The following is a 19,030-nucleotide window of genomic DNA, read 5'->3' as shown; positions in this document are numbered from 1 at the left end:
GCCGCGACATCCTTCGCAGGCGCTGGTGCCCGACGGCGATTGCGCCGGCGCCGCACGCACGCCCTTGCTGAAGCATGGCGCATGCGGCATGGCGGGCAGGGTGGCCAGCTTTGGCGGCCATGCCATCCTTGCCGGCCTGTCATCCAGCGTGCGTCATCTGCCACCGCCATTACGTATCGCCATCCAGGCATCTTCTCCGGCGTCGGAGAAATCACCACCAACTGCGACCTTCCGACATGAGTCAACGTCCCAAACCCTCCGCCCTGATCTGGTTGCTGCTGTCGGCACTCGTGGTCGGGCTGGACCAGTGGAGCAAGGCCTGGGTGCTGTCCAGCCTGCCCGAGTACACCCCGGTGCCGGTGATCGACGGTTTCTGGAATTGGTACCGCACCTACAACACCGGCGCGGCTTTCAGCTTCCTGAGCGATGCCGGCGGCTGGCAGCTGTGGTTCTTCACTGCGCTGGCGGTGGGCATCAGCGGCCTGCTGGCGTTCTGGCTGTCGCGCACCGCGCGCGGGCAGTGGCGCAGCGCGCTGCCGTATGCGCTGGTGATCGGCGGGGCGATCGGCAACGTGATCGACCGCCTGATGCATGGCCACGTGGTCGATTTCATCCAGTGGTACATCGGCAGCCATACCTGGCCCGCGTTCAACATCGCCGACTCGGCGATCGTAGGCGGCGCCATCGGGATCGCGGTATTCGGTCTGTTCGACAAGTCCGGCAAGCGCGAGTCGGGGATTGGGAAGTAGGAATCGACGCTGAAGTCGCGATGCACCGGCGCCGCCCGGTGCCATCCTCCATTCCCCATTCCCGTAGAATGCCCGCCATGGACGTCCTGCTCGCCAATCCCCGTGGTTTCTGTGCCGGTGTCGACCGTGCGATCGAGATCGTCAAGCGTGCGATCGAGACGCTGGGCGCGCCGATCTACGTGCGCCATGAAGTGGTGCACAACCGCTTCGTGGTCGATGACCTCAAGCAGCGCGGCGCGGTCTTCGTCGAGGAACTGGACGAGGTGCCCGACAACGCCACAGTGATCTTCAGCGCGCACGGTGTCTCACAGGCGGTGCGTCAGGAGGCCGAGCGCCGCGGACTCAAGGTGTTCGACGCGACCTGTCCACTGGTGACCAAGGTGCATTTCGAGGTGGCGCGGCACTGCCGGGCCGGTCGCGACGTGGTGTTGATTGGTCACGCGGGGCATCCGGAAGTGGAAGGTACGATGGGGCAGTGGAGCCGCGAGCGCGGCCCGGGCACGATCTATCTGGTCGAAGACATCGAGCAGGTCGCCACGCTGCAGATCCGCCAGCCGGAAAACCTTGCCTACACCACCCAGACCACGCTGTCGGTGGACGACACCATGGGCATCATCGAGGCCTTGCGTGCGCGCTATCCGGCGATGCAGGGGCCGCGCCACGACGATATCTGCTATGCCACCCAGAACCGCCAGGACGCGGTGCGCGATCTGGCGCGGCAATGCGATCTGGTGCTGGTGGTCGGTTCGCCCAACAGCTCCAATTCCAATCGCCTCAGCGAGCTGGCCCGGCGCGACGGGGTCGAGTCCTATCTGATCGACAACGCCGGCGAGATCGACCCGGCCTGGATCGTCGGCAAGCAGCATATCGGTCTGACAGCCGGCGCCTCCGCACCGCAGGTGCTGGTCGATGGCGTGCTGGCGCGCCTGCGCGAACTGGGCGCCAAGAGTGTGTCCGAGCTGGAAGGCGAGCCGGAATCGATGGTGTTCGCGCTGCCCAAGGAGCTGCGGTTGCGTCTGGTCAGCTGAAAGCGGGCACTCCGGGCTGGCTGAGCCAGCGGCGAGTGCATGCGGCCCGTCCGGGCGTCTGGCGGCCGCAGGTGGTCATCGCCCGCCTGCAGCCCCCGGGCCCGATGCCAGGAACGCGCCATGCGCCGCCCGCTGGCGATTGACCGGGCACCGGCTCCGCTCCTACAATTCACGGCTCGCCGGAATAGCTCAGTTGGTAGAGCGGCGCATTCGTAATGCGTAGGTCGTAGGTTCGATTCCTATTTCCGGCACCATTGCTTCCACACTGGGTCGACCATTGGTCGGCCCAGTTGCGTTTTGGGCCGGTGCACGCACGTCCCCGGCGCTGGCCCACCCATATACGCCGCACATCACGCAGGCCGCAATCGATGGCCGCAACTGCATCTGTCCCGCCCCGCGCAGCGCTGCGACAACATGTCGCACAGTTTTGCGCGCATTAATTGCGACAGATCATTGCCGATGGGTTACGTGCAGGTGCAGCAAAGTCTAAAATCAGGGAGCTAACTCGTGTCTTCGGTCTGCGTGGTCGCCTTCCTTCAGGAAGCGCGGTCAGGACGAGTCCACATGGATACGACGAACGAGGCTGGCGTTCCTTCGCACTTGGATCGACCGATGATTCCGTTGAAACATCTCGGGCGTGTACTTCGTCCAGGCCTGATGCTGCCGTTCCTGCTGTTGGCAGGCTGCAACTCGGCCATTCTCAATCCGAAAGGCCAGATCGGCCACGACGAGAAGCAGCTGCTGATCACCTCGGTGGTGCTGATGCTGATCGTGGTCATCCCGGTGATCGTGATGACGATTGCGTTCGCGTGGAAATACCGCGCGTCCAATACGAAGGCGCGCTACGAGCCGGACTGGTCGCACTCCACCGCCATTGAAGTGGTGGTGTGGTCGATCCCGTGCGTGATCATCCTGGTGCTGGCGGTGCTGACCTGGCGCTCCTCGCACGCGCTGGACCCGTACCGGCCGCTGGATTCGGACGTCAAGCCGATCACCATCGAAGCGGTGTCGCTGGACTGGAAGTGGATGTTCATCTACCCGGACCAGAACATCGCCACGGTCAACGAGATCGCGTTCCCGGTGCATACGCCGCTGAACTTCAAGATCACCTCCGATACGGTGATGAACTCGTTCTTCATCCCGCACCTGGGCACGATGATCTACGCGATGGCCGGCATGGAAACCAAGCTGCACCTGGTGGCTGACGAGCCGGGCGAATACTTCGGCCTGTCGACCAACTACAGCGGTCACGGCTTCTCGAAGATGAGCTTCAAGGCGCATGCCGTCGATCAGGCCGGCTTCGATGCGTGGGTGGCCAAGGTCAAGGCATCGCCGACCGCGTTGAATGCCGCCGAGTACCAGGTGCTGGCCGCCAACCGCAACGACAAGGAACAGTATCCGGTCACCTACTACTCGTCGGTGCAGGACGGCATGTTCCGCTCGCTCGTCGACAAATACATGAATGGTCCGGGCCATAACAAAGGCCATGGCGACCATCAGGCAGCGGCGGCAGAGCCGGTTGCCATGTGCACTTCTGGAGACAAGTGATGCTAGGCAAACTTACGATCGAGGCGGTTCCGTACCACGAGCCGATCATCATGGTCGCACTCGGTGGCGCCGGCCTGCTCGGCCTGCTCATCGCGGGCGCCATCACCAAGTACAAGCTGTGGGGCTACCTGTGGAACGAGTGGTTCACCTCGGTGGATCACAAGCGCATCGGTGTGATGTACATCATCGTGGCGCTGGTCATGCTGCTGCGCGGCTTCGCCGATGCGGCGATGATGCGCACCCAGCAGGCAATGGTGGGCAATGGCGGCGAAGGTGTGTTTCCGCCGCATCACTACGACCAGATCTTCACCGCGCACGGCGTGATCATGATCTTCTTCATGGCCATGCCGTTCATGACCGGCCTGTTGAATCTGATCGTGCCGCTGCAGATCGGCGCACGCGACGTGGCGTTCCCGTTCCTGAACTCGCTGAGCTTCTGGCTGTTCGTGGCCGGTGCGGCGCTGATCAACATTTCGCTGGGGGTCGGCGAATTCGCGCAGACCGGCTGGCTGGCCTATCCGCCGTTGTCGGGGCTGGAATACAGCCCAGGGGTGGGTGTCGACTACTACATCTGGGCGTTGCAGGTCTCGGGCCTGGGCACGTTGCTGACCGGCATCAACTTCTTCGTGACGATCATGCGGATGCGCGCGCCAGGCATGACCCTGATGCGCATGCCGATCTTCACCTGGACCGCGCTGATCACCAACATCCTGATCATCGCTGCGTTCCCGGTCCTGACCGTGGCGCTGGCGCTGCTGGGTGCCGACCGCTACCTGGGCACGCACTTCTTCACCAATGACGGTGGCGGCAACGCCATGATGTACGTCAACCTGATCTGGATCTGGGGTCACCCGGAAGTCTATATCCTGATCCTGCCGGCGTTCGGCATCTTCTCCGAGTTGATCGCGACCTACAGCCGCAAGCGCCTGTTCGGCTACACCTCGATGGTCTACGCCACCTCGTGCATCGGCGTGCTGTCGTTCGTGGTGTGGTTGCACCACTTCTTCACCATGGGGTCGGGTGCCAACGTCAATGCCTTCTTCGGCATCACGACGATGATCATCTCGATCCCGACTGGCGTGAAGATCTTCAACTGGCTGTTCACCATGTTCCGCGGGCGTGTGCACATGACCTCGCCGGTGCTGTGGACGATCGGTTTCATCATCACCTTCACCATCGGCGGCATGACCGGCGTGATGCTGGCGATTCCGGCCGTGGACTTCGTGCTGCACAACAGCCTGTTCCTGATCGCGCACTTCCATAACGTGATCATCGGCGGCGTGGTGTTCGGTTACCTGGCCGGCCTGACCTACTGGTTCCCGAAGGCGTTCGGCTTCAAGCTCAACGAAAAGATCGGCAAGGCCTCGTTCTGGTGCTGGATCATCGGCTTCTTCGTGGCCTTCATGCCGCTGTACGTGCTCGGCTTCATGGGCATGACCCGTCGCATGAACACCTACAACCACCCCGAGTGGGCGCCGTGGCTGTATGTCGCTGCGGCGGGTGCTGCGATCATCGGGCTGGGTATCTTCCTGAACCTGGTGCAGATCGGTTACAGCGTGTGGAAGCGCAAGGAGCACATGGACTACACGGGCGATCCGTGGGATGGCCGTACGCTGGAATGGGCCACCTCCTCGCCGCCGCCGTTCTACAACTTCGCCGTGCTGCCGCACATCGACGACCGCGATCAGTTCTGGGCCGACAAGCAGAACGGCAAGGGCTGGGTGCGTCCGTCCAAGTACGAGGCGATCCACATGCCGCGCAACACCGGTGCGGGCGTGTACATCGGTGCCTTCAGCGTGCTGATGGGCTTCGGTTTGATCTGGCACATCTGGTGGCTGGCCATCATCGGCCTGGTCGGCATGATCGGCAGCTTCATTGCGCGCACCTTCGATGACGACATCGATTACTGGGTGCCGGCCGACGAAGTGGAGCGCATCGAAAACGCGCGCTTCGCCCTGCTCGAACAGCAACATGCGGCGCAGGCCGCGAAGGTGGTATGACCATGTCTTCCTCGACCACGCTTGACCACGCCGCCCACGCGGGCGGCCACCACGACCACGAACATCACGACGCCGGTGGCAACACCGTCTTCGGGTTCTGGGTCTACCTGATGAGCGACTGCCTGCTGTTCGCTGGCCTGTTCGCCACCTATGCGGTGCTCTCGGGCGCCACGGTGGACGGACCGACCGCCAAGGAGCTGTTCGACCTGAAGTTCGTGCTGGTGGAAACCTTCCTGCTGTTGTTCAGCAGCCTGAGCTTCGGCGTTGCGATGATCTCCGCGCACAAGCGCAGCATGACCGGGCTGTATGCCTGGCTGGGCGTCACCGCACTGCTGGGTATCGGCTTTCTGTGCATGGAAGTGTGGGAGTTCAACCACCTGATCCACGAAGGGGCGGGTCCGGGGCGCAGCGCGTTCCTGTCGGCCTTCTTCACCCTGGTGGGCACGCACGGTCTGCACGTGGCCTCCGGCCTGTTGTGGATGGCTGTGCTGGTGATCCAGATCTCCAAGAACGGCCTGACCCCGCGTAACAGCACGCGTCTGGCCTGCCTGAGCCTGTTCTGGCATTTCCTGGACATCATCTGGATCGGTGTGTTCACCGTCGTCTACCTGTTGGGAGCGCTGTAATGGCCAATCACCACGCGCATGAAACCGCCGCCGATGCGCATGCCGGCGGCTTGAAGTCCTACCTGATCGGCTTTGTGATGGCCGTGATCCTCACCGTCATCCCGTTTGCGATGGTGATGAGCGGTGCGTTCTCCAAGGGCGTCACCGTCATCGTGATCTCGCTGATGGCCGCGGTGCAGATGTTGGTGCACATGGTGTACTTCCTGCACATGGATCGCTCGCCCGAGCAGCGCTCCAACGTGCAGGTGGGCCTGTTCTCGCTATTGATCATCGGCATCGTGATCGTCGGTTCGCTGTGGGTGCTGCACAACATGAACGTCAATATGATGCATTGAGACGGCGCAGTGCTGGATCGCGGCACGCCGGATCGACGCATGCTGGACAAAAAAGCCGCCGGGTCACCGGCGGTTTTTTTGTGTGTGAATCGGTGCGCAGCATGACCTATGGCATACGGGGAAGCGCGGGCAGGCGCTTAGCATCGTGGGCTTGCCTGTTCCAGGTCCCTGCGGAGTTGCGATGAAGATCCCCACCTTGTTGTCCGTGTCGTTGCTGGCGGCACTGTCGTTGCCTGCGGCCGCACAAACCGCCGCGCCGCAGGACGTGCCGTTCGACGGCACCTTGAAGATCGACGTCGATGCCACCGATCTGGCCCATCGCATCTTCAAGGTCAAAACCACCATGCCGGCCCGGCCGGGCCCGATGACGCTGCTGTATCCGCAGTGGATTCCCGGCAATCACTCGCCGACCGGGCCGATCGACAAGCTCGCCGGTCTGGTGATCAAGGTCGACGGCAAGGTGGTGCCGTGGAAGCGCGACCAGTTCGACGTTTACGCCTTCACCGTGGACGTGCCGCAAGGCGCCACCGAGCTGGTGGCCGAGTTCAAGTTCCTCTCGCCGCAGGCCCCCAACCAGGGCCGGGTGATGATGACCCCGGAGATGCTCAACCTGCAGTGGAACACCACGGCGCTGTATCCGGCCGGCGTGTTCGCGCGCAACATCAAGGCCCAGGCCAGCGTCACGTTGCCGGCCGGCTGGAGCTATGCCACGGCGCTGGAGACCGACCGCCGGGTTGGCGACACGGTGACCTTCAAGCCGATCGATTTCGACGACCTGGTCGACTCGCCGATGTTTGCCGGCAAGTACTACAAGCGCGTGGAGCTGAGCGGCGGCAAGCAGCCGGTCTACCTCAACGTGTTTGCCGACGAGGCCACGTCGCTGGAGGCCAAGCCCGAGCAGATCAAGGCGCATGCGTCGCTGGTGCAGCAGATGGACAAGCTCTACGGCGCGCGGCACTTCGATCACTATGAATTCCTGCTGGCGCTGACCAAGAAGCTGGGCGGCATCGGGCTGGAGCACCATCGCTCCAGCGAAAACAGCGGCGTGCCGACCTACTTCACCGAGTGGGACAAGAGCTGGACCGGGCGCGATCTGCTTGCGCACGAGTTCAACCATTCCTGGAACGGCAAGTACCGCCGTGGCGCCGACCTGGCCACGCCTAATTTCAACGTGCCGATGGGCGACAGCCTGCTGTGGCTGTACGAGGGCCAGACCCAGTTCTGGGGCGAAGTGATGGCTGCGCGTTCGGGCCTGTGGACGCAGGATCAGGCACGCGAGATGCTGGCCGGCGTGGCGGCGAACTACGAGCGCGGTCGCCCCGGCATGGCCTGGCGCACCGTGCAGGACACCACCAACGACCCGACCATGTCGATGCGCCGGCCCAAGGCCTACCGTAGCTATCAGATGGCCGAAGACTATTACTCCGGCGGCCAGATGATGTGGCTGGAAGTGGACAGCAAGCTGCGCGAGCTGACCAACAACAAGCGTTCCATCGACGATTTCGGCAAGGCCTTCTTCGGCATGAAGAACGGCGATTGGGACGTCAACCCGTACACCTTCGACGACATCGTCGCCACGCTCAATGGCGTGGCCCCCCACGATTGGGCGAGCCTGTTGCGCAGCCGCATGGACGGGCATGGTTCCTTGAACGGCGGTATCGAGGCCAACGGCTGGAAGCTGGTATACAACGAGGAGCCGAATCTGGCTACCAAGGCCGACGAGAGCGACGACAAGGACGCCAGCCTGACCTATTCGCTTGGCGTGTCCCTGAAGGCCTCTGGCGAGGTCAGCGATGTGCTGTGGGACGGCCCGGCCTTCAATGCCGGCCTGATCGCCGGCAACACCATCGTGGCGGTCAACGGCCGCGCCTTCAGCAGTGAGGTGATCAAGGACGCGATCAAGGCGGCCAAGGGCACCACTGCGCCGATCGAACTGCTGGTCAAGCGCCTGGACCGCTACGACACCGTGCGCATCGACTATCACGGCGGCTTGCTGTATCCGCATCTGGAACGCATCGCCGGCAAGCCGGATCGCCTGAGCGAGTTGTACAAGCCGCGCTGAGTGGCGGCCGCCCGCTCGCAGCTGTTGGAGCGGGCAATGGAAAGACCTGGAGCTGCATGACCGGCGGCGATCGATCACGCCGCTCCAGACGCTGATTTTTGTCGGTACCGATGTCGGTGCCGACCGACCAAAGGACATCGCGCCGGCCAAACGCTCGGCGCCATCGATATCCCAGTGAAAACGCAGCAGCAGGAATGCGCGGTTGCATCCATTCCTGCGACGCCGCAGCCTGGCCGATTCCCGATTCCCGATTCCCGAATCCCGAATCCCGAATCCCGAATCCCGAATCCCGAATCCCGAATCCCGAATCCCGAATCCCGAATCCCCAGCCAGCGTCGCGCATCCTGAGACCAACGCCGACTATCCTGTCGCTCCAGAAGCGATTGGTTAACTGACGATGGCGAAGGCGAAGACGGCCTATGTCTGCGGCGAGTGCGGCGCCGAATACAACAAGTGGCAGGGGCAATGCACCGAGTGCGGGGTGTGGAACACGCTCAGCGAGATCGTGCTCGAAAGCGCCACGCCCGGTGGCAAGGCCTCGCCTGCGGCATCGCGACGTAGCGGCTGGGCCGGCAAGGCCGAGGCGCCCAAGATCACCGCGCTCAAGGACGTGCAGCAGTCCGAGCAGGCGCGCGTGTCCACCGGCATTGGCGAGTTCGATCGGGTGCTGGGCGGCGGCCTGGTCGAAGGCGCGGTGGTGTTGATCGGTGGCGACCCCGGCATCGGCAAGTCGACGCTGTTGCTGCAGGCGCTGGCGAGCATGGCCAGCACGCTGCCGGTGCTGTACGTCACCGGCGAGGAATCGCTGGCGCAGGTGGCCGGGCGCGCGGTGCGGCTGGATCTGCCGTTGGAGGGCCTGAACGCGCTGGCCGAAACCGGCATCGAAAACATTTTGCAGCATGCCAGCGTGGCACGCCCGAAGCTGATCGTGGCCGATTCGGTACAGACGCTGTGGACCGAGTCGCTGACCGCGGCGCCGGGCTCGGTCAGCCAGGTACGCGAGAGTGCGGCGCGGCTGGTGCGCTATGCCAAGGAGACCGGCACTGCGGTGTTCCTGGTCGGCCATGTGACCAAGGAAGGCGGTATCGCCGGCCCGCGCGTGCTGGAGCATATGGTCGATGCGGTGCTGTACTTCGAAGGTGAGAGCGGCAGCCGGTTCCGGCTGTTGCGCGCGTTCAAGAACCGCTTCGGTGCGGTCAACGAGCTGGGCGTGTTCGCGATGGGCGAGAAGGGCCTCAAGGAGGTCTCCAACCCGTCGGCGATCTTCCTGTCTGGCGGCAGCACCCAGCAGCCGGGCAGCTGCGTGATGGTCACCCGCGAAGGCACCCGTCCGCTGATGGTGGAGGTGCAGGCGCTGGTGGACGCCTCGCCGCTGTCAAATCCGCGGCGCGTGGCGGTGGGTCTGGAGCAGAACCGGCTGGCGATGCTGCTGGCGGTGCTGCACCGCCACGGCGGCATCGTGGTGGGCGACCAGGACGTGTTCGTCAACGTGGTCGGCGGCATCCGTGTGCAGGAAACCGCCGCCGACCTGCCGGTGCTGCTGGCAGTGCTGTCCTCGCTGCGTGACCGGCCGCTGTCCGAGAAGACCATCGCCTTTGGCGAAGTGGGCCTGTCCGGCGAGATCCGGCCGGTGCCGAATGGCGAGGACCGTCTGAAGGAGGCCGCCACCCACGGCTTCAAACGCGCGATCGTGCCCAAGGCCAACGCGCCCAAGACCACCAGCATCAAGGGCATGGAGATCGTTGCGGTGGAGCGGCTGAGCCAGGCACTGGAAGCGGCGGCCGAGTGATGCCGGCGGGGTAGCGCGCGACTGCCTGCACGGGCAGCGCCCTGTACGCGATGAGCCAATCGCGCGCACCTGCGCAGGGCGGCATCCAGCGCGTTGCACCCTGCCGGAATTTCTTGGGCTGGCCCGCCGCCGGTTCCGGCGACCGTCCGTCGGCCAGCGAGTCGCGATATGCCGCGAGCCGGTAAGAAACCGTTTTCAGCACGAGGCGGCTATGGCACCATGCGCGGCCCGTTGCACTGTGCAGCGGCTCACAGACTCCGCTCACTGCGCGTCACCAGGAGAAACACGATGGAATGGATGTTGCTGCCACTCAAGCGCTATGCCGACTTCAACGGCCGTTCGCGCCGCAAGGAATACTGGATGTTCATGCTGTTACAGGCGATCGTCCTGCTGGTACTGGGCGGCCTGTTCGGCGTCTCCGCTGCACTGATGGGTGGCGAGAACGGTCCAGGTGCATTGGCGTGGCTGATCGCTGCCATCTTGGTGATCGTCGTGCTGGCATTCATTGTGCCCAGCATTGCGGTGACCGTGCGTCGCTTGCATGACCAGGGCAAGTCTGGCTGGTTCTATCTGATCAGCCTTGTGCCTTATGTCGGCGGGTTCATCGTGCTGGTCTTCATGTGCCTGGAAGGCACGCCCGGTGCGAACGAGTACGGCGAAAATCCCAAGCAGTAACTGCGTGCAACGCCTGATCGAACAATGGCGCGGAGACTCCTCCGCGCCATTGTCGTTTGTGGAGATCGCCTTCCGGCGGAGGCTGGCCAACGACATGCGTGCGTTCGAGTGCCGAATCGGGCTTGATTGGTGCGTTCTTTAATTGCCGCCAAAAACCTTAGACGTCCTGCCACGGCGTAGGAAGCAGTCGGCCGGCAATGCGCCAATGGCCTGGTTGTGTGGTCACGACATCATTGAACTCTTGAGTGGGTATGTTTCCATCCGACTGGCGCTGGCGAAAAGCTCTGCCAGTCACTGCCTGACCAGATCAACGCGTGGCAGCGGCTGACGTACTGCAACGCGGGCGCCGGCAGCAGGCAGCAAGCGCGGGTCAGATAGCCGCGCTGCCGCCCTTGCAGGGCTGCATCGGTCAACAGGCCGCAGCACGATGGGCGGTGCCGGGGCTGACCGCCTTGCCGGGCGTCGGCGCGTTGCTGTCCTGCAGGGCGAGTTCCAGCTTGTAGCCGTGCGAATACACGGTTCTGATGCGCACCGCGCCGCTGTGATTGCATAGCTGCAGCTTCTTGCGCAGCTTGTAGATGTGCTGCTCCATCGTGCGATCGGTGAACTCGGTGTGGCTGCCCCACACCGCCTTGGCCAACTGGCAGCGGCGGAAACACACGCCTGGGCTGGAAAACAACAGCCAGGCGATCGAGAACTCGCGTGCGGTCAACACGATCGGCTTGCCGTGCAGATACACGGTATTTTCGTCGCGGATCAGGTGATAGGGACCAACACTGAGCTGCTGGCTTTCGGAGCACGCCTCGGCCACCGGCGAAAGCGCCAATGCTGCGCGCACATGCAGTTCGTGAGCATTGAACGGCAGGGCGAGCACATCGTGTGCGCCGGCGCGGTACCAGGCCAGAATGTCGTGGGTACAGTCGAACCGCCCCAGCACGATCAGCGGCGTGGGATGACTGCTGTGGCAGCGTTGCCAGGCCAGCAGCGAGCTGTCGTCCGACGCGACGCAAGTCGCGTCGAAGACCAGCAGCTCGCAAGGGGAATGCCGCAGCGAGCGCAGAAGTTCGAGTTCGTCGGAAAACACCGCAAAACTCGGGGCGAGCGGTGCGAGGCTCGCATTGACCTGCGATGCCAGACGCGCGTCCTGCGTCAACAGGAACGCCGGTCCTCGCTGGCAGGAAGGGTTGCCGTGCATCAGCCGGCCTTCCCACGTCTGCATCCGTGCCCGTCGTGTCTTCGACGCCTGTTGCGGAGAGCAGGCGCCAATACGAAACCCACGTGTAGAGATAAGTGCATTGTCATCGCCTTCTGCGAGGGGGCCCGATCTGGGGTCGGACCAATGGTATGTACCATTGCCGAGGCAGAAAATTTCACTGCTGCAGACTTTCCTTCGGCTTTGAGCAGGCCGGCTTTAACGTACGCTCATCTAAGCGTAACGTCGCTCTTACATTCAGGGCATGGGTGGTCGGTAACTAACAAAATTCCGACGTCGAGCAATGCGCAGGCCGGTCGATGCGGCGAGGCAACAGGCGGAATCGCCGAGCCATTCAAACGCGCGTCCAGGTCTATACCACAGCATTGCGATCTGCATGCGCTCGAAGTCCATGGGGACTATGTGGCCATCCGTCGATGCAGTGGAACACGGCGGCAGTAATTTGAATCACGGCTTTCATTTGCTGAAAACGCCGCGCACGTAGTCATTGCCACGTCATACCAGGACAACGTTCAAGCCGGGCAGAGGCGGGTGTCTGAGTGGTCCTGCAATGCTCTCTGGCTACCGCCCTGTCTTCAACACGGCTTCGCATGGCGTGCAATGTCTTATGCACGACAGCGTTGGCGGTATGCAAAAAGTGCCCTTCATCTGCATGCCGCATAACTGGGTTGCCAGGAGACAGAGTGAGGTTTTTTGATTTTCTTCGTGTCTTCGAGTGAGAGATTCCATTGGATCCGCTGCATACAATCGGTTGCGCCAGCCAGACTGGCGCATTGTTGTTTTTGCTCATCCCCCTATGAGAGAGCCCGGCATGATCCTTTCAACCTACTTCGCGGCGATCTCTGCGTTGTCGTACGCAGACCGTTTTCCTACCTATACAAGCAGGATGCTGGTGGGTGCCTGGCCGCAAGGTCTGCAACATCTTCAACAACGCCGCGACGGCCAGGCCACCGCGGATGGTGCCGACGATGAAGTCAGCCTGCTCGGCGCCAGCGGCGATGCCTTGTTGATCCTCGAATACCGGGAGGAAGCCGAAGATGCCTACCGCCACGCCTTGAAGGCGATGCGCGGGCATCAGCGCCAACTGCGGCTGCTGTCCTGCCGCAATACCGCCTGGTTGATGCTGAGCCAGCGCCGCCTGAGCGCTGCATTGAACTGCTTCGCGCAGCTGGCGATGGACCGCCAGACACCGGCCTGCCTGTATGGGGAGAGTCTGCTGGGCAAGGCGCTGATCCACTTCCATCTGGGCCAGAGCACGCTGGCGCTGCAGACGCTGGAGCGTGCCAACGATGTGCTGGCAGAACTGGACAGCGGTGCAGCCGAATGGTTGCGCATCGCCAACGCGCTGCGCCTGGATATGGTTGCGCAGTTGCGCATCCGTCGCGCGGACCGGATGAGCGACCACGTGTTCTGGCAAGCCACGCTGCGCCAGGAGGATGCGGCGCACGCGATCGAACCCAATGAGCTGCGCGCCTGCATCGCCGAGCTGGCCGAAAGCATGCCGATGCTCGCACAGCGCATGCGCCACGTGCGCAATCTGCTGCGCATCGCCGGTGGCGACACCTTCGGTTTCGATGCGCAGATCGATGCGCTGCCGGCCGCCGCCACCGGCTGCCCGCCCGGCGCCCGGCAGGATGCGCAGGTGGAACTGGCGCTTGCCGCATTGGCGGTGGGGCGTGCCGATCTGGCGGAGCGTGCCCTGGCCGGTGCCGGCAGGCACCATGCGCCGCGCTGGAATCTGGAGTTCGAGTATTGCCAGGCCAAGATCAGCCAGGCGCTGGGCAAGACCGAGCAGGCGCTGTTGCTGTACAACCGCTATGCGCTGGGCGCGGTGCAGTGCCTGCGCAGCGAGGTGCAGGCGCCGCGGCTGCTGGAAAGCGGCACGCCGGCACATGTCAGCGACGACATCTCGGCGCGGCTGCCGGCCAAGTATCGGCGCGCCTACGCCTACATGATCACCAATGCGCATCGCTCGGATCTGTCGATCAACGAGGTGGCCGCGCAAATCGGTGTCACCGGGCGCGCCTTGCAGCAGGCGTTCAAGTCTGCCACCGGGCTGTCGCCGACCCAGGTGCTGCGTCGCTACCGGATGCAGAGCATTCGCGACGAACTGCTGGCCGAAGGCGGCTGCGGCAGCGTGCTGCAGGCGGCGAGCCGCTGGGGCGTGGGCAGCCGCTCGGCCTTGGCCAAGGGCTATCGTCAGCATTTCAACGAGGCACCGATGGAAACCCTGCAGCGGTAAGCCGCTGCGCGCCACGGCCGTGCGTCGACGCGGCCGTGGCGGGTCGCTTCCGAAGGGTGTGCTGCAGTGACGACCGAACGCTAGCCAGGCGCTGGAAGCAGTCAGCGTGTGGCGCGCGTGCGTACGGCGTGGCTTGCGGCTATCCTGTCCGGCTCGCACTGCCACCCAGGAAGGCGCGTCCGAGGATGGGCGTGGCCGCCAAGGAAACGACGAACGATCATGCAAGATCACATCTCCGAGGCGACGGACGCCTCCCAGATCCGCCGCGCAGGCGTCGATCTCAACGGGCTGATGTCCGTCCTCAGCAAGCATCTGTATTCCACGCCGGTGGTCGCGCTGCGCGAACTGGTGCAGAACGCGCACGACTCGATCCTGCGTCGCCGGCTGGAGCAACCCGACTGGCAAGGCCAATCGCGCATCGAAGTGCATGCCGACGCTGCCCAGGGCATCGTGCGCATCATCGACACCGGCGCCGGGCTGACCCAGCAGGAAATCCATGATTATCTGGCCACGGTCGGCGTGGGGTATACGCGCGGCCTGCGTCAGGGCGGGCATGAGGACAGCGGCCTGATCGGCATGTTCGGGCTGGGCTTTCTGTCGGCCTTCGTGCTGGCGCGCCGCGTCACCGTGCGCACCACCTCCTACCAGAGCCCGGCGCTGGGGCATTGCTACATCTCCAGCAATGCCGAGCAATACACGGTGAGTCCGATCCCGGCGCGTGCGCAGGTCGGAACCGAAGTGGTGCTGGAACTGCACCAAGACTATCTGCCGTTGGCCCAGGAGGCACGGCTGCGCGAGATCCTGTCGCGCTACTGCGCGCTGTTGCGCGAGCCGATCTGGATCGGTGGCGATACCCAGGCGATCAACCCGGAGCCGCCGCCATGGCGCATGCACGATGCGGTGCCGTTGCATCCGGTGCAGGCCTGGCGGCGTCAACGCGAGTTTGCCGCGCGTTTCGAGCGCAACTTCGAACCCTTGTGCTGCATGCCGGTGCGCGCGGAGGAGGGCAGCGATGCGGTCGGTCTGCTGTGGGTGCAGGACGGAGCCACGTATGGCACCAGCGACAACCGCAATCTGTCGGCCTTCCTGCGCGGCATGCTGCTGGACGACAACGCGCGCGAACTGCTGCCGCCCTGGGCGGGCTTTATCGGGGGTGTGATCGAATCCAACCGTTTGACGCCCACCGCCAGCCGCGAGGATCTGCAGCGCGATGCCACCTACGCGGCCGTACAGCACGCGCTGTCCGAGGCGCTGGTGCAGGGCCTGGCCGATGTGGCGCGTCAGCAGCCGGAAGCCTGGCGGCGCGTCCTGCTGCGGCACAACGAGGCATTGCTGGGCGCGGCGCTATGCGACGAGCGTTTGTTCGAGTTGCTGATGGAACACGTGCGGGTGCCGACCTCGCAGGGCGACCTGGCGGCGCAGCAGTTGCCGGCGCGTGGCGCGGTGCACGTGATCCTGGACAGCGACAGTGGCTTCGAAGAAATGCTGTTCCGCGCGATGGGCGTGCCGGTGGCCTACGGAAACCGCTATGCGGTGGTGCCGTTCCTGCGGCGCTGGGCGCAGGCCAAGGGCGTGCGCCTGGTCGAGCTGGGTACCGAGCAGGGCAACCGGCAGTTGTTCCAGCTGGACACGCTGCCGGCCGACGAACTGGCCTGGCTGGAACAGCATCTGGGCGATGGCGAAGCGCTGGTGCCCGCACGCTTCAGCCCCGAGGCATTGCCGTTGGTGGTGGTGCCCGACCGCGAGGCCGAACTGAAACGCCGCCTGGAGCAGGACGAGAACGACAAGCGCGTGTCCACCGCTGCGTTGCGGCTGGCCCGGCAATTTACTGCGGGGATCCAGGCGCGGCAGACCCAGCGGCTGTATCTGAATCTCGACAATCCGGCGTTGCAGGCGCTGCTGGCGGCGCAGCGCGCCGGCAATCCGCAGGCGGCGGTGGCCGCGCGGCTGCTGCGCTCGCTGAAGGTGATCGTGTCGGCGCAAGGGCGCAGCCAACCGCAGTCCGGTGCCAACGCATCTGGCGGATCGGACTTGAACCGGGCCTTCGGTGATCTTGCCGAGGCCGTGACCCAATTGCTGGCACGCTGAGCGCCGCATCGAAGGAGCACCACGATGGAAATCTGGAACTGGGTAGAAAAGCTGCAGGACGATCTGGGCGAAGCCGGGCAGCCGCAGAATGCGCAGCTGCTGACGCGCCTGACCGACCATGTCTGTGATCTGCAGATCGAACGCGCAGAAGCGCTGTTGCCCGAGGCGCGTGCGCTGGGCAAGACGCTGGCCAATCCGTGGCTGGAGGTGTTCGTCGGGCATTGGGAAATGCGCAACCGGGTCGGCAATCTGTGCGAAGGCGAACGTGCGTTGAGCGATGCGGTGACGTTGTTCGAACGCGCACACCGCGCCGACGCGGTGGAGTGCCCGCAGTCGGTGTGCGTGACCCAGGATCTGGCCGCGTGCTACGCCAATATCGATGGCCCGGGCTGGGTGCAAGAGCGCATCGAGGTGTGCGAGGAAACGCTGGGCCGCATCGATCCGAGCTGGTCGTGCTACCAGTGCCTGAGCTGCGAAAAAGCCGACGCCTTGCTCGACGACGGACGCGGCGAGGCGGCGCTGAGTTATCTGGAAGGGCAGTCGCAGACCATTCTTGCGCATGGCGGGCAGATCTACGACGGCGTGCCGGACATGCGCATCTCGATCCTGCTCTCGCTGGGCCGCGCGGAAGACGCGCTGGCACTGATCGAGCAGCGCGAGCGCGAGGCCGCGCGCGAAGGGGCGGAGTGGGCCAACTGCAGTCAGCCGCGGCGTTTGCAGAAAGCCCGTGCCCTGGCACTGTTGCATCGCGATGACGAAGCACTGGAGGCGTTTCTGCCGTGGCGCGAGGTCGCGCCGCGCTACCGCCTGCACTGGTTGCGTGCGGCGGTGGTGCTGGTGTCGCGCCAGCCCGAGCGCAATACCTGGGATCTGGGCAGCCGCCTGCAGGTGATGCTCGACCATTACGCGCAGGTCGGTGCGCATCGCATGCTGATCGATGCGGCCGAGATGGCGATCGGGCTGGCCTTGCAGCGTGGCGCGGTGTGGACTGCGCGCCGGCATCTGGCGCTTGCGCGTGCGCACGTGCCCAAGTTGCGCCAGGACCGTGGCGCCACGCAGCTGCTGGACGGTCTGGCCGTGCACATCGAAACCGCACCGGCCGGCGAGCCGGCGCCGGTGCCCGCCGAACAGTTGCTGGCATGGCTGGATGCGCAGGCCGAAGACGTGGCGCGTAACCCCGAGCGCGAGGCGCAGTGGTTGCTGCAGGCGGTGGCCGAGCGACCCGACGATGCCGAGTTGGTGGACACCACGGCGTCGGCATTGAGCGCGTGTGCGGCCGACGATGAGGCGATCGCGCTGCTGTGGGCATTCGTGCAGCGGCATGCCGATCGCGAAACCAGCCCGACCTTCCGGCTGATGAATCTGCTGCTGGGCCGTGGCGACGAGGCCGGCCTGCGCCGGCTGGCGCAGCTGTACCGCCCGCTGGTGCCGGTGGCGGCGCTGTGGTGCGAGGCGCAGCTGGCCCAGCGACTGGCCGATTGGCCGGCGCTGGAGCAGGCCTGCACCGCGTTGCTAGCACTGTCGCCCGGCTCGCACGGTGCGCGCGGGTTGCTGGGGCGCATGTATCTCAACACCGGCCGCTTCGCCGAAGCGACCGAGGTGTATCGACAGCTGACCGAGTTGATGGAAGAACCGCGCTCCGCGCATTGGGATCACATGACGGCGGCCAGCGCGGCGCAGCAGTGGGACGCGGTGCGCGCCTCGGCGCTCGCGCTCGGCATGGAGCTGAGCAGCACCAGTGGCGTGGTCGAAGAGACCTGGGGTTGGGTGATCGTGCGTTGCGTGGATGACGGCGAGGTAGCCGAGTACTACGCCCGGCGCACCGGCCCGGTCACCGCGCGTATCGTCGAAAATGCACCGGCGCATCGGCGCCAGCACGTCGGCGACTGGGTGGTGTTCGATGCGGAGCTGCTGTATCCGCCGCCGGAGGACGAGGCCGAACGCGAGCGCTTCGTGCCGACCTATGCGCAGGTGCATGTGCTGCAGGCGGGCGGGTACGGCAGCAGCTGGCTGGTGGATGGCGTGCATCCTGGCGAGCAGGCGATCGAGGCCCTGCGCCAGGACATCGAGGCGCGTGGCTGGAAACTGTGGCTGCACAGCCGCGACGAGTATCGCGTGGTCGATCCGGAACACGCGGAGGCGTTCGACCCGGAAGATGCGAGCACGGGTCTGCAGGGCGTGCTGTTCACCGTGGCGCTGCCGGAAGCGGTGCTGCCGCTGGAACTGCATCGCGTCCTGCTGGCCACAACCGCGCACTGGGCGCACCCGATGTGCTGGCTGCGCCTGGCCGAGGCCTGCGATCAGGACCCGCGCCCGCATCTGGATGCAGTGGAGCGTTACGGGCTGTAGGGCTGCGATCAAGCTCGTCGCGTAGCCGCTGCTGATGCCGCCGCCGCCGGGATTGGGGATTGGGCATTCGGGATTGGCATGCGTAATTTGCGTGCCAATTGCTGGCATGTCGTCAGGAATGGTGACGTTCCGAAGGATGGGCCCCCCAATTGCCCATCGGCATTTCTTTCAGCCACCGGCAGCGACTGATGGTGCTTGCGCGCGTACCGGCGTAGGACCTTGAGCGGCATGCTTCGTGGCCGATGTAATCGGTAAGTCATCCATCTGCTGTCACGCCGCCAGGAATGGATGCCCGGAAGAACGTGCAGCTCATCTCGCTGTTCGCA

The 19,030-nt window shown here is 64.6% G+C and carries 13 protein-coding genes and 1 tRNA gene; 13 read left to right on the top strand and 1 reads right to left on the bottom strand.

What is annotated here, in order from left to right:
• The first annotated feature begins 236 nt into the window (after positions 1-236).
• The 10 genes from lspA to FHT08_RS07825 all read left to right on the top strand — a co-directional run bounded on the left by lspA (position 237) and on the right by FHT08_RS07825 (position 10,812).
• The gene (lspA, locus tag FHT08_RS07870) at positions 237-749 is read left to right on the top strand and encodes a signal peptidase II (RefSeq protein WP_104606824.1); all 513 of its coding nucleotides are present in this window, start codon (positions 237-239) and stop codon (positions 747-749) included.
• A gap of 77 nt (positions 750-826) precedes the next feature.
• The gene (gene ispH, locus FHT08_RS07865; protein WP_104538245.1) at positions 827-1,777 is read left to right on the top strand and encodes a 4-hydroxy-3-methylbut-2-enyl diphosphate reductase; all 951 of its coding nucleotides are present in this window, start codon (positions 827-829) and stop codon (positions 1,775-1,777) included.
• 178 nt (positions 1,778-1,955) lie between these two features.
• Positions 1,956-2,031: transfer RNA gene (locus FHT08_RS07860), tRNA-Thr, on the top strand.
• A gap of 358 nt (positions 2,032-2,389) precedes the next feature.
• The gene (cyoA, locus tag FHT08_RS07855; RefSeq protein ID WP_104538244.1) at positions 2,390-3,325 is read left to right on the top strand and encodes a ubiquinol oxidase subunit II; all 936 of its coding nucleotides are present in this window, start codon (positions 2,390-2,392) and stop codon (positions 3,323-3,325) included.
• Entirely contained in the window at positions 3,325-5,325 is a 2,001-nt protein-coding gene (cyoB, locus tag FHT08_RS07850) for a cytochrome o ubiquinol oxidase subunit I (RefSeq protein WP_104606825.1), read from the top strand. The genes cyoA and cyoB overlap by 1 nt, the downstream gene beginning before the upstream one ends.
• On the top strand, positions 5,322-5,951 hold the full coding sequence (cyoC, locus tag FHT08_RS07845; RefSeq protein WP_181126357.1) for a cytochrome o ubiquinol oxidase subunit III: 630 nt from the start codon (positions 5,322-5,324) through the stop codon (positions 5,949-5,951). Before cyoB ends, cyoC begins: the two co-directional genes overlap by 4 nt.
• A complete protein-coding gene (cyoD, locus tag FHT08_RS07840; RefSeq protein WP_006450195.1) occupies positions 5,951-6,286 on the top strand; it encodes a cytochrome o ubiquinol oxidase subunit IV in 336 nt (111 codons plus the stop codon). Before cyoC ends, cyoD begins: the two co-directional genes overlap by 1 nt.
• Positions 6,287-6,467: 181 nt before the next feature.
• On the top strand, positions 6,468-8,348 hold the full coding sequence (locus tag FHT08_RS07835) for a tetratricopeptide repeat protein (RefSeq protein ID WP_166774800.1): 1,881 nt from the start codon (positions 6,468-6,470) through the stop codon (positions 8,346-8,348).
• Positions 8,349-8,745: 397 nt separating this feature from the next.
• Positions 8,746-10,137, top strand: a complete 1,392-nt coding sequence (gene radA, locus FHT08_RS07830) for a DNA repair protein RadA (protein WP_016901522.1) — start codon at positions 8,746-8,748, stop codon at positions 10,135-10,137.
• A 288-nt stretch (positions 10,138-10,425) separates the two neighbouring features.
• Complete coding sequence (locus FHT08_RS07825; RefSeq protein ID WP_166774799.1) at positions 10,426-10,812, top strand: DUF805 domain-containing protein; 387 nt, start codon at positions 10,426-10,428, stop codon at positions 10,810-10,812.
• 409 nt (positions 10,813-11,221) lie between these two features.
• Here FHT08_RS07825 and FHT08_RS07820 read toward each other — a convergent pair whose 3' ends face one another.
• Positions 11,222-12,007, bottom strand: coding sequence for a response regulator transcription factor (locus tag FHT08_RS07820; protein WP_166774798.1), 786 nt, complete (start codon positions 12,005-12,007; stop codon positions 11,222-11,224).
• Between the two features lie 904 nt (positions 12,008-12,911).
• Here FHT08_RS07820 and FHT08_RS07815 point away from each other — a divergent pair.
• From FHT08_RS07815 to FHT08_RS07805, 3 genes are all read left to right on the top strand, one after another.
• Positions 12,912-14,267, top strand: coding sequence for a helix-turn-helix transcriptional regulator (locus FHT08_RS07815; protein ID WP_208408992.1), 1,356 nt, complete (start codon positions 12,912-12,914; stop codon positions 14,265-14,267).
• Positions 14,268-14,486: 219 nt separating this feature from the next.
• A complete protein-coding gene (locus FHT08_RS07810) occupies positions 14,487-16,355 on the top strand; it encodes an ATP-binding protein (RefSeq protein WP_166774796.1) in 1,869 nt (622 codons plus the stop codon).
• Positions 16,356-16,379: 24 nt separating this feature from the next.
• Positions 16,380-18,704: a hypothetical protein gene (locus tag FHT08_RS07805; RefSeq protein WP_166774795.1), complete on the top strand. Its 2,325-nt coding sequence runs from the start codon at positions 16,380-16,382 to the stop codon at positions 18,702-18,704.
• Positions 18,705-19,030 lie beyond the last annotated feature (326 nt).

It is taken from the genome of Xanthomonas sp. CFBP 8151, from assembly GCF_011761885.1.
In the GTDB taxonomy this organism is placed as follows: domain Bacteria; phylum Pseudomonadota; class Gammaproteobacteria; order Xanthomonadales; family Xanthomonadaceae; genus Xanthomonas; species Xanthomonas arboricola_B.
This window is presented reverse-complemented; position numbering and strand designations above follow the sequence as displayed.